General features: G+C 63.2%; 14 protein-coding genes. 13 read left to right on the forward strand and 1 reads right to left on the reverse strand.

Annotation, left to right across the window (positions count from 1 at the left end):
• The first annotated feature begins 13 nt into the window (after nt 1-13).
• Nucleotides 14-532 carry a GNAT family N-acetyltransferase gene (locus EKL15_RS07610; RefSeq protein WP_070915512.1) on the forward strand — a complete coding sequence of 173 codons (519 nt, stop codon included), beginning with the start codon at nt 14-16 and terminating at the stop codon, nt 530-532.
• Nucleotides 533-641: 109 nt separating this feature from the next.
• Nucleotides 642-1,166: a shikimate kinase AroL gene (gene aroL / locus EKL15_RS07615; protein ID WP_100396235.1), complete on the forward strand. Its 525-nt coding sequence runs from the start codon at nt 642-644 to the stop codon at nt 1,164-1,166.
• Between the two features lie 36 nt (nt 1,167-1,202).
• Here aroL and EKL15_RS07620 read toward each other — a convergent pair whose 3' ends face one another.
• A complete protein-coding gene (locus tag EKL15_RS07620) occupies nt 1,203-1,946 on the reverse strand; it encodes an AraC family transcriptional regulator (RefSeq protein WP_100396234.1) in 744 nt (247 codons plus the stop codon).
• A 96-nt stretch (nt 1,947-2,042) separates the two neighbouring features.
• Between EKL15_RS07620 and EKL15_RS07625 the strand changes: the two genes are divergently transcribed.
• From EKL15_RS07625 to EKL15_RS07675, 11 genes are all read left to right on the forward strand, one after another.
• Nucleotides 2,043-2,447, forward strand: coding sequence for a nuclear transport factor 2 family protein (locus EKL15_RS07625; protein WP_070915516.1), 405 nt, complete (start codon nt 2,043-2,045; stop codon nt 2,445-2,447).
• 47 nt (nt 2,448-2,494) lie between these two features.
• Entirely contained in the window at nt 2,495-2,695 is a 201-nt protein-coding gene (locus EKL15_RS07630; protein ID WP_046688340.1) for a YaiA family protein, read from the forward strand.
• 144 nt (nt 2,696-2,839) lie between these two features.
• Nucleotides 2,840-3,340 (forward strand): RNA polymerase sigma factor, encoded by a 501-nt coding sequence (locus EKL15_RS07635; protein ID WP_060423284.1) that lies wholly within the window; start codon nt 2,840-2,842, stop codon nt 3,338-3,340.
• Nucleotides 3,341-3,416: 76 nt separating this feature from the next.
• Nucleotides 3,417-4,370: a FecR domain-containing protein gene (locus EKL15_RS07640; RefSeq protein ID WP_060440594.1), complete on the forward strand. Its 954-nt coding sequence runs from the start codon at nt 3,417-3,419 to the stop codon at nt 4,368-4,370.
• A 156-nt stretch (nt 4,371-4,526) separates the two neighbouring features.
• The gene (locus EKL15_RS07645; protein ID WP_100396233.1) at nt 4,527-7,226 is read left to right on the forward strand and encodes a TonB-dependent receptor; all 2,700 of its coding nucleotides are present in this window, start codon (nt 4,527-4,529) and stop codon (nt 7,224-7,226) included.
• Nucleotides 7,227-7,304: 78 nt separating this feature from the next.
• A complete protein-coding gene (locus EKL15_RS07650; protein ID WP_033642038.1) occupies nt 7,305-7,871 on the forward strand; it encodes a heme acquisition protein HasA in 567 nt (188 codons plus the stop codon).
• A gap of 72 nt (nt 7,872-7,943) precedes the next feature.
• Nucleotides 7,944-9,722 (forward strand): type I secretion system permease/ATPase, encoded by a 1,779-nt coding sequence (locus tag EKL15_RS07655; RefSeq protein ID WP_201965192.1) that lies wholly within the window; start codon nt 7,944-7,946, stop codon nt 9,720-9,722.
• Entirely contained in the window at nt 9,719-11,050 is a 1,332-nt protein-coding gene (locus EKL15_RS07660) for an HlyD family type I secretion periplasmic adaptor subunit (protein WP_064290409.1), read from the forward strand. The genes EKL15_RS07655 and EKL15_RS07660 overlap by 4 nt, the downstream gene beginning before the upstream one ends.
• A gap of 2 nt (nt 11,051-11,052) precedes the next feature.
• The gene (locus EKL15_RS07665) at nt 11,053-11,844 is read left to right on the forward strand and encodes an energy transducer TonB (RefSeq protein ID WP_100396231.1); all 792 of its coding nucleotides are present in this window, start codon (nt 11,053-11,055) and stop codon (nt 11,842-11,844) included.
• Between the two features lie 253 nt (nt 11,845-12,097).
• Nucleotides 12,098-12,871 carry an IclR family transcriptional regulator gene (locus EKL15_RS07670; protein WP_060423304.1) on the forward strand — a complete coding sequence of 258 codons (774 nt, stop codon included), beginning with the start codon at nt 12,098-12,100 and terminating at the stop codon, nt 12,869-12,871.
• Nucleotides 12,872-13,090: 219 nt separating this feature from the next.
• Nucleotides 13,091-14,647: an OPT/YSL family transporter gene (locus tag EKL15_RS07675; protein ID WP_060420419.1), complete on the forward strand. Its 1,557-nt coding sequence runs from the start codon at nt 13,091-13,093 to the stop codon at nt 14,645-14,647.
• Nucleotides 14,648-14,671 lie beyond the last annotated feature (24 nt).

The raw sequence follows: 14,671 nt of genomic DNA on the forward strand, positions 1-14,671 counted from the left end.
TTAAGGAGAACCCATGAGCCTGCAGATTCGTTTGGCGCAGCAGCGGGATATCGTGCATCTGATGGCGGTTGAACGTTCGGCGGCGCAGCTGTTTCGCCAGCAGCCGGAATGGCGCTTTATCGCCGAAGGCGAGGTGATGGCCCCGCAGCAGCATGCCGCGTTTATTGCCGAACGCCGTGAATGGCTGGCGGAAAGCGACAACGGCGAGTGCGCCGGTTTTATCGCCGTGCAGGTTCAGGGGGGCGATTGGCACATCGCCGAATTGTCGGTCGCCGGCACCTGGCAGCGGCAGGGCGTCGGCCGTCGCCTGATCGGCGCGGTGGCGGAAGAGGCCAAACGGCAGGGCGCTGGCCGCCTGACGCTCACCACCTTCATCGAGGTACCGTGGAATGCGCCTTACTACCGGCGGCTGGGATTCCGGCCGCTCGACGACGCGCGGCTCACGGCTGCTCTGCGGCGGCATCTGGATGAGGATCTGGCGCACGGCTTTGCCGCAGGCAGTCGCTGTGCCATGGAATTTACACTATCGTAAATATTGAAATACAGAGCGGGCAGGGTATGATGCCACCACCACGCCATCGCACCCGCTCGGTATTTTGGTATGCAATGCACTCAAGTCACCGCATAAGGGACAACCCGTAATGACACAAACCCTGTTCATGATAGGCGCTCGCGGAGCCGGCAAGACCACGGTAGGCAGCGCATTGGCGTTGGCGTTGGGCTATCAGTTCGTCGATACCGATCTGTTTATGCAGCAGGCGGCGCAGATGAGCGTGGCGGAAATGGTCGAGCGCGAGGGCTGGCTGGGGTTCCGCCGCCGCGAGACCATCGCGTTGCAAACCGTGACCAAGCTGTCAACTATAGTTGCCACCGGCGGCGGGGCGATCCTGGCGGAGGAGAACCGTCAGTTTATGCGTCAGCATGGCACCGTTATCTACCTGCGCGCGCCGGCCAGCGTGTTGGCGCAGCGGTTGGAAGAGTACCCGGAAGATGCGCAGCGCCCGACGCTCACCGGCAGGCCGATCGCCGAGGAGATGCTCGAGGTGCTGGCGGCGCGCGAAGCGCTGTATCAGGACGCCGCGCATTACGTGATAGACGGCGCCGCCGATCCGCAGCGGGTGGTGGAACAAATTCTCGCGGTGCTGCCGCGTGAGACGGTGAAGTAACCCTTTCTTCTCTTCGGGCGCTGGGCGCCCGTTTTCTTATTCCGTTTGCCGAGCCGGCGCAAAGTACGCCCCGGGCGTGACGCCGAAGCGGCGGCGAAAGGCGGCGATATAGGCGCTGACGTTGTCATAGCCACAGGTGTCGGCCACCTCGCTGACCGCTTCGCCGCGTGATAATCCCTCCAGTGAACGCAATACCCGCGCCTGCTGGCGCCACAGCGCGAAGCTGATGCCGGTTTCCTGCAGAAAACGGCGGCTCAGGGTGCGCGGGCTGAGCCCGGCCCAGGTGGCCCAGTCGCACTGGCTGCGCAGGCTGGCGGGATCGTTCAGCAGCGCCCGGGCGATGTTCAGCAACCGGGCGTCCTGCGGCAGCGGCAATTGCAAAGGGGCGCGGCTTGCCGCGTGCATTTCGTCCAGCAGCACCTGCAGCAGCCGCCGTTGCGGCGCACTCAGCGGGCCGGCGGGGAACTGCGCGATGCGCTCTACCAGGGCCTGCAACAGCGCAGAGGCCGTGAACAGCTGCGGCTGCGGCGGCATCTCCGGCACGCTTTCCACCGGCAGATACAGACTCCAGCCTGCCACGTCGCCGCAGGCCAGCGCCTGATGGGCGCATCCCGGCGGCAGCCAGCCCAGCGTACCGCCGGCGATCGCCCATTGCCGGCCCGGGAGTTCCATGGCCAGCATGCCGCGCGTCAAGAGATAGATCTGGCCGCCTTCGTGCCGGTGCCAGGGCGTCAGGTGTTTTTTTTCATGCTGAAGGCGTTGGCTGCGGATCTGCGTCATGTTGGCCGTTTAACGTTATTAAAAGTCTTGATGTGGTTATTATGCCATCGCTTGAGCGGGATAGGATCGTCGTTCACCCTATTTCGGAGAAACATGATGACTCAACTTACCCCACTGGATCTGGTACTCGATACGCTGCAGCAGGTCGTCGCCAGCCCGGAGCACCGGCCGACGCAGCTCGCCGCCCGTTTCAGCGCAGACTACCGCCAGCAGGTGGATGGCAAGGTGCTGAACTTCGAGCAGTTTGAGCAACACATGGCGCTGCTGAAGCGGCAAACCCGCCGCATGACGCTGAGCGTGATCGCGGCGGCGGAGCAGGGCGAGGCGGTGCTGACCCACCATCTGGTCGAGCTGGAAAAGTGCGATGGTTCCTGCAGCCGCGTGCGGGTGCTGGCGCACTTCACCGTGCGTGAGGGCCGCATTTGCGCCTGTGACGAACTGACCGAGCTGTTGGCGGGCTCCCCCGGCGATCGCGATCTTGGCTCGCGCGTGTCGGAATGAGGGCGGCTGCTATACTTGCTACTGTGTGAAACACACGGGAGAACGGCATGCGCGAAAATGATCAACCTGCTTATCCACGGAGCGCCCGCGTCGTAGAGGTGTTTCGGGGCGACCCGAGCCTGCATCTGCGCCGTTTTGAAGTGCGCACCGACGACATTGAGCCGAATACGCTGCTCAGTGAACATGAAACCGAGCAGGAAGCGCTCGACGCCAAGCATCGCTATGAGGACGAGGCGTTAGAGCTCTGACCTGCAGCCCAGCGGAAACCGGCGTCAGGCCGGTTTCCTGTTTATCCCCGCCTTAGCACATATTTCCCAGAACAATATTGATAATGATAATCATTTATGTGATTTTTATCGCCCCTATTGGGTGTTTCACTTCTGGGAAAAGAGATGTCCAATTCCGAGTTGCAGGCGCTGTTTCTGCGCCACATGCGGCCGCTGCAAACTTATTTGAACGCCAAACTGCGCGACCCTCAGCTGGCCGCGGATTTGGCGCAGGAAAGTTTTACCCGCCTTACCGAGCAATACCCGCAGGGTAACATTCTCGATATTGAGGCCTACCTGTATAAAACCGCCAAAAACCTGATGCTCGACCATCTGCGCCAGCAGCAGCGGCGGCAGACCGAAGCGGTAGAAGACGACATTCTGGCGCAGTATCCCTCCGGCGAACCGGCGCTTGAACAACTGGCGATCGATAGCCAACTGCTGCAGCTGTTGCAACAGGCGTTGGCGGGCATGCCGTCGCGCACGCAGCAGATTTTCCGCCTTAACCGGCTCGATGGCCTGACCCAGGCGCAGGTGGCGGCGCAGCTGGGCGTGTCGCTCAGCACGGTAGAAAAACACCTGGCCAGCGCGCTCGAGCGGCTGATGGCGCGTATGGAAGAACAATAATGGCAATTTTTTTACGGGTTTATCCGCCCTCAGACGTCTTAACCTATAACCAGAAAAAACAGGGGTCTACGTCATCATGAAACCGCTAACCGCGCAGGCGCGACAGCAGGCGGCCGCCTGGGCCGTACGCCTGGCCGAAGGGGCGCTGCCCGCCGAACGGCGGCAAGCGCTGGACGCCTGGCTGGCCGATGATCCGCAGCATCCGGCGGCGCTGCGTCAGGCGCGCCAGCTTTGGACGACGCTGGGGCAGTTGCCGCCAGAGCAGCGGCAGGCCTTACAGCCGCAGGTGGCGGCGCTGAAAACGCCCTCTCGCCATCGATGGCCACGCTGGGCGGTGGCGGCGGCGGTGGCGATCGCCGTTTCCTTCGGCGTTTATCGCGGGCCGGATCTGTGGATCGGCATGCAGGCGGATTATCAAACCGTTCGCGGCGAAGTGCGTGAAGTTGCGTTGCCGGACGGCAGCCGGGTGGCGCTGGACAGCGGCAGCGCGATCGCGCTGGCGTATTCTGCAGACGAGCGCAAGGTGCGATTGCTGCGCGGCACCGCCTATTTTATCGTCGCGCCGCTGGGCGGGGCGGAACGTCGCCCGTTCAGGGTGGAGGCGGAAAATGGCGTCACGCAGGCGCTGGGCACCGAGTTCAGCGTAGCGCGCACCGAGCAGGGCGTGGATGTCAGCGTGCATCAGCACAGTGTGCGGGTGACGCTCGAGCGCGGCGAGCGCTCGCTAGTGGTCGCGCAACGTCAGGCGGCGCATTACCGCAGCGGCCTGCTGTGGCTGACGCGGCAAGCGGCCGGTGATGACGCCTGGCGGCGCGGCTGGCTGGTGATCGACCGCCAACCGCTGGCGCAGGCGCTCGCGCAGCTCAATCGCTATCGCGAAACCCGCATCGTGGCGGTCAACCCCGCGCTAAGAGCACGCACGGTGAGCGGCGTGTTCGCGCTCAATAAACTCGATGACGGCGTCGGCGCCATTCGTCAGGAACTCTCCGCCCGTCAGCTGAATCTCCCCGGCATCACGCTGCTGTACTGAGCGGCAAAGGCGGGCCGGGATGCCCGTTTCGCCGCTATTTTCACTTTCTGTAAAAAATCTTTACGGGTTTTTGCCTCCCGGAACGTCCTTATGTTTAAACGAGATTGATTTCCATTATCACTTGGTTTGGCATTCTTTCGGGTGGAACACACACGCATGTTTATTCACAAGGGAACCACGCCGGCCGGCCGATTGGCCACGGCGCTACGCGCCGCGCTGGCGGCGATGATGCTGACTCAGCCGGCGGTGGCGCTCGCCGCCCAGGCTGACGCGAGCAGCGCGCAGGCCGCACAGCAAAAGCATTTCAACATTGCGGCGCAGCCGCTGCAGAGCGCCATGTTGCGCTTCGCCGAGCAGGTCGATATGCAGGTATTTTTCGACGAGGTGAAGCTCGACGGCATGCAGGCGGCGGCGCTGAACGGCAGCATGAGCGTTGAACAGGGCCTGCGGCACTTGATTGGCGACAATCCGGTGGCTTTCCGCCTGCAGCCGCAGGGGCAGATCGTATTGAGCCGGTTGCCGACGGCAAACGGCGACGGCGGCGCGCTGGCGCTGGATAGCCTGACGGTGCTGGGCGCCGGCGGCATCAACGCCAACGATTGGGTTTACGACGAACCGCGCTCGGTCAGCGTCATCAGCCGCGAACAGATGGACAACCGCCCGGCGCGACACGCGGCCGATATTCTGGAGCAGACGACGGGGGCATATTCCAGCGTCAGCCAGCAAGATCCGGCGCTGTCGGTCAACATCCGCGGCATACAAGACTATGGCCGGGTGAACATGAACATCGACGGCATGCGGCAGAATTTTCAAAAGAGCGGCCATGGCCAGCGTAACGGCACCATGTACATCGATTCCGAGCTGCTGTCCGGCGTGACCATCGACAAGGGCACCTCCGGCGGCATGGGCAGCGCCGGTACGCTCGGCGGTATCGCCACCTTCAATACCGTCAGCGCGAGCGATTTCCTGGCGCCGGGCAAAGAGCTGGGCGGCAAGCTGCACGCCAGCACCGGTGATAACGGCACCCACTTCATCGGCAGCGGCATACTGGCATTGGGCAACGAAACCGGCGATATCCTGCTGGCCGCCAGCGAACGCCACCTCGGCGACTATTGGCCCGGCAACAAGGGCGATATCGGCAACATTCGCATCAATAACGACACCGGCAATTACGATCGCTACGCCGAGAGCATCAAGAACAACAAAATCCCCGACACAAATTACCGTATGCACTCGCGGCTGGCCAAGGTGGGCTGGAACCTGCCCGCCAATCAGCGCCTGCAGCTGAGCTATCTGCAGACCCAGACCGCGTCGCCGATCGCCGGCACCTTGACCAACCTGGGCAGCCGGCCACCCTATGAGTTGGGCTGGAAGCGCACCGGTTACAGCGACGTGATGGCGCGCAACGCGGCGTTCGACTACAGCCTGGCGCCGGAAGGCGTCAACTGGCTCGATTTTCAGGCCAAGCTGTATTACGTCGATACTCAGGACGACAGCGACACCTACAGCACCAGCTCGCTGCTGGACAACGGCTACGCGACGCGCACTCGTCTGCGTACCTATGGCGCGCAGGCGCAAAACACCTCGCGCTTCAGCCTGGCGCCGGGGCATGACTTCCGCGCCAACTACGGGCTGGAGTTCTATTACGACAAAGCGACCAGCGACTCTTCCCGTCAGGGCATGGAAGGGGTGACGCCGGCCGGCAACCGTTCGGTAGCCAGCCTGTTCGCCAACCTGACCTACGACTACGACGGCTGGCTGACGCTGGAGGGCGGGCTACGTTACGACCGCTATCGCCTGCGCGGCCAGACCGGCCTGAGCTATCCGGATTTGGCTAAGGATGGGCAACGCTACACGATTGACAATCCTTGCAAAGCGCTGCGTCTGACTGGTTGTTCAACCACCACCCGCGAGGATTGGGCGGTTGACCGCGATCAGGGCAAACTGTCGCCGACGCTGGCGGTGGCGGTGCGCCCCGGCGTGGAGTGGCTGGAGCTGTATTCCACCTACGGCAAATCCTGGCGGCCGCCGGCGATCACCGAAACGCTGACCAACGGCAGCGCGCACAGTACCTCCACGCAATACCCCAACCCGTTCCTGCAGGCCGAACGCTCGCGCGCCTGGGAAGTCGGGTTCAACGTGCAGCAGCCGGATCTGTGGTTTGAGGGCGATCGGCTGGTGGCCAAGGTGGCCTACTTCGACACCAAAGTGGACAACTACATCAACCTGGCGATAGACCGCAATAAACCGGGGCTGGTGCAGCCGAGCATCGGCAATGCCGCTTACGTCAACAACCTGTCGAAAACCCGCTTCCGCGGGCTGGAGTATCAGCTCAACTATGACGCCGGGGTGTTCTACGCCGACCTGACCTACACCCATATGATCGGCAAAAACGAGTTCTGCTCGAACAAAGCCTGGCTGGGAGGGCGTCTGCGCTACGGCGACGGTTCGCGCCGCGGCAACTTCTATGTTGAACCGGATGCCGCGTCCAATGATGCCGTCACGTGCGACGGGGGCTCGCAGTTCGGCACGGCCGCCTATCTGCCGGGCGATCGCGGCTCGGTGACGCTGGGCGGCCGCGCTTTCGATCGCAAGCTGGACGCCGGGGTGACCGTGCGCTTCGCGCCGGGCTATCAGGACAGTTCGGTGCCGTCCAACTACCCGTACCTGGCCGACTGGCCGAAGTACACCCTGTTCGATCTGTACGCCAGCTACAAGCTGACCGACAGCCTGACGCTGCGCGGCTCGGTGGAGAACCTGACCAACCGCGCCTACGTCGTCAGCTACGGCGAGACGCTGGCCAACACGTTGGGGCGCGGCCGTACCGTGCAGGGCGGGGTGGAATACCGTTTTTAAGCAGTAAAAGGGCGTTGCTCATTCTTGAGCACAAGGGCGGCCTCGCAAGGGGCGCCATTCATCAATGGAGATAGAGAAATGGCATTTTCAGTCAACTATGACAGCAGCTTCGGCAGCTACAGCATCCATAACTATCTGAACGAGTGGGCGTCGTCATTTGGCGATATCAACCACACCAACGGTAACGTCACCGACTCCAACAGCGGCGGCTTCTATGGCGGCAGCCTGTCCGGCAGCCAATACGCCGTGACCAGCACCGCCAACAACGTTACCTCGTTCGTGGCGGGCGGCAACCTGACCTACACTTTGTTCAATGCCCCGGCGCACACCCTGTACGGCCAGCTGGATTCGCTGTCGTTCGGCGACGGCCTGAACGGCGGCGGCTCCACGCCGTACAACATCCAGGTGCCTGACGTCAGCTTCGGCGGCCTGAACCTCAGCAGCCTGCAGGCGCAGGGCCACGATGGCGTGGTGCATCAGGTGGTGTACGGCCTGATGTCCGGCGATACCGGCGCGCTGGAAACCGCGCTGAACGGCATCCTCGACGACTACGGCCTGAGCGTCAATTCCACCTTCGATCAGGTGGCGGCAGCGACGGCGGTGGGCGTGCAGCATGCCGACAGCCCGGAACTGCTGGCGGCCTGATCGCGGCCGTTTGCCCGCCGGTGCCGCGCGCCCCGGCGGGCATTTTCTCGTTTTTAGCCGATGGAAAACGCCATGAAAAACGCCGTCAGGCGCGGAGAAGTGATGAGCGTGCTGGCCGCATACCGGCGCGGATTTTGGGGCATCGCGCTGTTTACCGCGGTGATCAACCTGCTGATGCTGGCCCCGGCGCTGTACATGCTGCAGGTCTACGATCGCGTGTTGCCGTCGGGCAACCGCATGACGCTGGCGATGCTGACCCTGATGGTGGTCGGCCTTTACCTGTTTATGGGGCTGCTGGAGTGGGTGCGCAGCCAGGTGGTGATCCGCCTCGGCGCCCAGATGGATATGCGCCTGAATCAGCGGGTCTACGACGCCGCCTTCGAAACCAATCTGAAAACCGGCAACCCGCTGGCAGGGCAGGCGCTGAACGATCTGACCAACCTGCGCCAGTTCGCCACCGGCAATGCGCTGTTCGCCTTTTTCGATGCCCCCTGGTTCCCGGTTTATCTGCTGGTGGTTTTTCTGCTCCACCCCTGGCTTGGCGCGTTGGCCAGCGCCGGAGTGATCGTGCTGGTGCTGCTGGCCTGGCTCAACCAGCGGGTGTCGCAGGCGCCGCTCGCGGAGGCCGGCCGGGTCGCGCTGAGCGCCACGCAGCAGGCCAACGGTAACCTGCGCAATGCGGAGGCCATCGCCGCCATGGGGATGCTGACCGACTTGCGCCTGCGCTGGCTGCGGCAGCATCAGCAGTTCCTGCTGTTGCAGAACCGCGCCAGTGAGAAAATCGCCGCCGTCACCGCCTGGTCGAAAACCGTGCGGCTGGCGCTGCAGTCGCTGATGTTGGGCTGCGGCGCGCTGCTGGCGGTCAACGGCGACATTACGCCGGGCATGATGATCGCCGGATCGATCCTGATTGGCAGGGTGCTGGGGCCGATCGATCAGCTGATCGGCGCCTGGAAGCAGTGGTCGTCGGCGCGCCAGTCCCTGCAGCGGCTGGAGGTGATGCTGGCCGCCAACCCGCCGCAGGCGGCGAGCCTGCCGCTGCCGGCGCCCAGCGGCGCATTGGCCGTGAATCAGCTGACCGCCGCTGCGCCCGGGGGGAGCGTACCGGTGTTGCACGGCGTCAGTTTTCGTCTGGAGGCCGGCGAGGTGCTGGGCGTCATTGGCGCATCCGGCTCCGGCAAAACGCTGCTGATGCGCCAACTGGTCGGCGCGCTGACGCCGCTCAGCGGCGACGTGCGGCTGGACGGCGCGGATCTCCGGCAGTGGGACAAACAGCAGCTGGGGCCGCATATCGGCTATCTGCCGCAGGATATCCAGCTGTTCGCCGGTACGCTGACGGAAAACATCGCCCGCTTTGGCCAGGTTGACGCCGAGAAGGTGGTGGCCGCCGCCGCGCTGGCCGGCGTGCACCAATTGATCCTGCATTTGCCCAAAGGGTATGAAACCGAGCTGGGCGAGGGCGGCAGCGGCCTGTCCGGCGGCCAGCGTCAGCGGGTGGCGCTGGCGCGCGCGCTGTATGGCTCTCCGGCGTTGGTGGTGCTGGATGAACCGAATGCCAACCTCGATCGTGAAGGGGAAGAGGCGCTGCAACGGGCGATCGAAGCGCTGAAGGCGCGCGGCACCACCATCGTGTTGGTGACCCACAAACCGGCGATCCTGGCGACGACCGACAAACTGCTGGTGCTGGCCGCCGGCCAGGTGCAGCACTTCGGCCCCAGCGACGCCATCCTGAAGAAACTGCCTGGTTTTGCGCCCGCTGCCGTACCGGCCAATGCCGGCCGCAGCAGCGGCGGTTTCAACGTCAACTACGCCAACTTTGCCAAAACGGCCAGCGGTGAACGAAAAGTATGAGCAATCAGAGTGTGATCCCCGGCGATATCGACGCCCTTTCCCGACAGTTCGACGAAGGGCGTCATCTGCGGCTCGGCGGCTGGCTGGTGCTGCTGGGATTTGGCGGCTTCCTGCTGTGGGGGCTGTTGGCACCGTTGGATAAGGGCGTGCCGGTTTCCGGCAGCGTGGTGGTGGCCGGTAACCGCAAGGCGGTACAGCACCCGAGCGGCGGCGTGGTGTCGCAAATTCAGGTGCATGAGGGGGATCGGGTCCGCGCCGGGCAGGTGCTGTTGCTGATGGATACCGTCGACAGCCGCACCCAGCGCGATGCGCTGCGCAGCCAGCAGTTGAGCAACGCCGCGCAGCGGGCGCGGCTGCAGGCCGAGCGCGACGGCCTGCAGGCGATCGTTTTCCCCGCGTTGTTGCAAGCGCGGCGGGAGGAGCCGGAGGTGATGTCGTTGATGCTGTTGCAACAGCAGCTGTTCACCAGCCGCCGTGCGGCGTTGCAGAGCGAGCTGGCGGCGATCGCGGAGAGCATCGCCGGATCGCAGGCGATGCTGGAGGGGATCCGGCAGTCTTACGCCAGCAAACAGCGGCAAAAGGCCATGTTGCAGGAGCAGCTGGGCGGCATGCGCAAGCTGGCGGCGCAGGGGTATGTGGCGCGCAACCGGCTGCTGGATCTGGAAGGGCAGTATGCGCAGATCGACGGCCAGGCGTCCGAGGACACGGGCAATATCGGCCGCCTGGGGCGCCAGATCCTGGAGCTGAAGCTGCGGGCGATCCAGCGGCGGGAAGAGTATCAGAAAGAGGTCAGCAGCCAGCTGGCCGAGGTGCGGATGAAGCTGGACGAACTGGATAACCGCCTGGCCAAGGCGGAGGCCGATCTGGGCCATACGCAGGTGAAAGCGCCGGTGGCAGGCACCGTGGTGGGGCTGAGCGTGTTCACCGAAGGCGGCGTGATCGGTGCCGGTCAGCAGTTGATGGAGATCGTGCCCAGCGATCGAGGGCTGCAGGTAGAGGCGCGTATCCCGGTCGAGCTGATCGACAAGGTGCAGGTGGGCTTGCCGGTCGAGCTGTTGTTCTCGGCGTTTAACCAAAGCACCACGCCGCGCGTTGAGGGCGAAGTGACGCTGGTCGGGGCCGATCGCCTGACCGACGAGAAAAGCGGTGCGCCCTATTACAGCGTGCGCGCCAAGGTCAGCGAAGCGGGCCTGCAGCGCTTGAACGGGTTGGAGATCCGCCCGGGGATGCCGGTCGAAGGCTTCATCCGCACCGGCGAGCGTTCGATGATGAACTACCTGTTCAAACCGCTGACCGATCGCCTTCATCTGGCGCTGACGGAAGAGTGAGCATGTCGGTTTCTCCACTGCCTTTCGCCGCGCCCGGCGCCGCTATGCCCTGGCGCCGTTGCCTGGTGCTGGTGCTGGCGCTGCACCTGCTGGCCGCGGCGCTGCTCTGGCCCTGGCGAGACAAGGCCGCGCCGCCGTGGGTGCCGCCGCCGGCGGTCATGGTGGTGATGGCCGCCGCACCGCAGGCCCCGGCCGAGGTAAAACAACCGCCGGGAGAAAGGACGCCCCCGCCTCCGGTTGAGCCGCCGGCGCCGCCGGAACCCTTGCCGACGGTGAAGGTGCCTGAAGCCGTACGGCCGAACATCGCCGTAGCGCCGAAGCAGAAAAAACCGCCCAAGCCGGTGAAGAAAACCCTCCCGCCGCGCACGCCGCCGCAGGAGAAAACGATCGCGCCGCCGAAGGTTCAGGAGCAAAGCGTCGGCGCGCCGCCGCCGGGCCGGGCAGATAAAACGGCCGCGCCGCAAACCCGCCTGATGCCCTATGCGCAGGCGGGGGAGGATAGCTGGCGCAGCCGCATCAACAGCCGCCTTAATCGCTTTAAGCGTTACCCCAAAGACGCATTGCGGCTGAAGCGCCAGGGCGTTGGGCAGGTGCGTTTCACGTTGGACAGGCAGGGCCATGTGCTGGCGGTGACGCTGGTCAGCAGCGCCGGGCTGCCGTCGCTGGATCGCGAAATCCAGGCGCTGGTCAAGCGCGCTTCGCCGTTGCCTACGCCGCCGGCGGATGCTTACGTCAACGGCACGGTGGAATTGACGTTGCCGATCGATTTCAGTTTGCGCGGCGCGGGTTTTTGAGCCGCGACAATATCTCCTCCTGATAAACTCATTTTTCAGCAGCTTGTCCTGCCATTCATTATTTTCGAAGCGTATCGTTATTTTATTTGGCGCGGATAAGTTGGCGTTCTGCGCGATATTTTCATTTAAAAAGCACGAATGCCTTTTATTTCGCGGCTGACAAAAAATAAACAGCTTGACGCTGAGGAGTTCGGGTTCTAGTTTTTAATTATAAAACAGGAACTGAGTTCCATATAATGGAACAAGGCGGATCATGACAACGCTGGAAAATGCCGCTGCGGTATTAAAACTCTTTTCTCAACAACGCGTGATGCATGGCCAGCCGGGCATTGCATTCAGCGACGTGGTGGGCCAACTGGCGTTGCCGAAAAGCACGGTATCGCGCCTGCTGCAGACCATGGAAAATCAGGGCATGCTGGAGCGCGATCCCGATAGCCGGCGTTACCGCATCGGCGCGCTGTTGCTGGCGGCATCCAGCCACTACCTGTCGATGCCGCTGGTGGACAGCCTGGCGGCCAGTATGGCGCAGCTGTGCCGCCAGACGGCCTGTACCGGCTACCTTTCGATATTGGAAGGGCAGGAAATCATGGTGATGCGCATGTTCCCCGGCCGCCACTTTTTGCAGGTGGTGACTCCGGCGGGTTACCGTTCACCGGCGGCGGAAACCTCGGTCGGCCGGGCGATATTGGCGCGTGAAAGCGACGAGCAGGTTCGGGCGCGTTACGCCGGCGGTTACCGGGCGACTTCGCCCAATGCGCCGCAAACGTTGGATGCGCTGTTGCAGAAGTTGCAGCAGGTGAGGCGTGAGGGATGGTCGCTGGCGCGCAATGAAACCCTGAACAGCATCAGTTCGCTGGCGACCGCGCTGGTGAACAAGCACGGCAGCGAGACGGTGGGGTTGTGCCTGTCCTTCCCCTCGCAGGGCGAGGAGCAGCCGTTTGTACCGGAAGTCCTGGCTGAATTAATCGCAGTCAGCCGCCAACTGGCGGAAAAATATGGCGATGATTATTGGCAGCAGATCAAATAACGCGCCTGAGCTATCGTGTTGCATCATAATTAACGAGCGCCGACACCAGGGAACTCATTAATTATATTTCACCGTATTTTATTGGTGATAAATAGATAGGGTAAATAAGAAAATAATCACGTTATGACGCCGGCAGTTCCAAATAATGGAACTGCCGCGGCGAGCTATCGCCTGGCGTTATTTCCGCCACGCGGCAGGGAATATTCAGGGAAACCAAGCATGAAATCAAATAATCCGCTAAAAGAGGCCGGCACGCTGTTGGTCATGGCGCTGCTTTCGGTGGTGGGAGCGATCATCGGCGTTCAGCTGATCACCACGCTGGGCGTGACGCCCAACACCTCGATCATCGGTGCGCTGATCGCCATGCTGTTGGCACGTATTCCGCTGCAAATGTTCCAACGCTACCGCTCGGTGCACACCCAGAACCTGGCGCAGACGGTGATCTCCTCCGCCACCTTCGGCGCGGCCAATTGCCTGCTGATGCCGATTGCGGTGCCTTACGTGATGGGGCAACCGCAGCTTATTTTACCGATGTTCTGCGGCGTGGCGGCGGCGATGCTGCTCGACGCCTATCTGCTTTATCGCCTGTTCGATACCAAAGTGTTCCCCGCCGCCAATGCCTGGCCGCCCGGCGTCGCCGCCGCGGAGGCGATTAAAGCCGGCGATCGCGGCGGCAAGCAGGCCTGGCTTTTGGTGGTGGGCGTAGGGGTGGGCATCGCCGGATCAATGCTCAAGATCCCCATGGCGGCCTTCGGCACCGCCTTTATCGGCAATATCTGGGCGCTGAGCATGTTCGGCGTCGGGCTATTGCTGCGGGCTTACGCCGAGCCGGTGGCCGGTTTCGATATCAATGCCCATTTTATTCCGCACGGCGTGATGGTCGGCGCCGGCCTGGTGGCGCTGATCCAGGTTGCGCAGGTGATCCGTAGCCGCCGCGCCGATAGCGCCGGTTATACCCAGCCGGACAGTGCGGTAAGCAAAGCGCTCGGCCTGGGCGCAGTCGGCTACATTGCCATCGCCGCGTTTTTGGCTCTGGTCGGCGGGCTGTTTAGCGAGATGTCGCTGCCGATGTTGGCGCTGTTCGTGATTTACGCGGCGTTCGCCGCTTTCGTTCATGAGCTGATCGTCGGTATCGCCGCCATGCACTCCGGCTGGTTTCCGGCGTTCGCGGTGGCGTTGATCACCCTGATCGTCGGTATCCTGATCGGTTTCCCACCGCTGGCGCTGTGCATCCTGACCGGTTTTACCGCCGCCACCGGGCCGGCTTTCGCCGACATGGGCTTTGATTTGAAAGCCGGCTTCATCCTGCGCGGCTACGGCGAGGATCTGCGGCAGGAGCTGCTGGGGCGCCGCATTCAGCTGTTTGCGGCGCTGATCGCCTTCCTCATCGCCATTCCGGTGGTTTACCTCTCTTATCACAGCTATTTCCTGCAGGACCTGATCCCGCCGGTCGCGCGCGTTTACGCGAAGACCATCGAAGCCGGTGCGCAGCCGGGCATCGCCTGGAGCCTTTTGATCTGGGCGATCCCCGGCGCCGTGGTACAGCTGATCGGCGGCCCTAAGCGCCAGCTCGGCGTGCTGCTGGCGACCGGCCTGCTGATCAACAACGCCTTGGCCGGGTGGGCGGTGCTGGTGGGCATCGCGCTGCGCGTGGCGATCCTGCGCCGTTGGGGCGATCGCGGCCGCACGCCGATGGAGATCATGGCGGCTGGGTTTATCGCCGGCGACGCGCTCTACAACTTCTTCAGCTCGATTTTTTCCAGCAAGGGCAAATAGCCCCTGCCGATGACATTGGTGAGG

Origin of the sequence: Serratia sp. 4542, assembly GCF_016805595.1 — a bacterium.
Classification (GTDB): domain Bacteria; phylum Pseudomonadota; class Gammaproteobacteria; order Enterobacterales; family Enterobacteriaceae; genus Serratia; species Serratia nevei.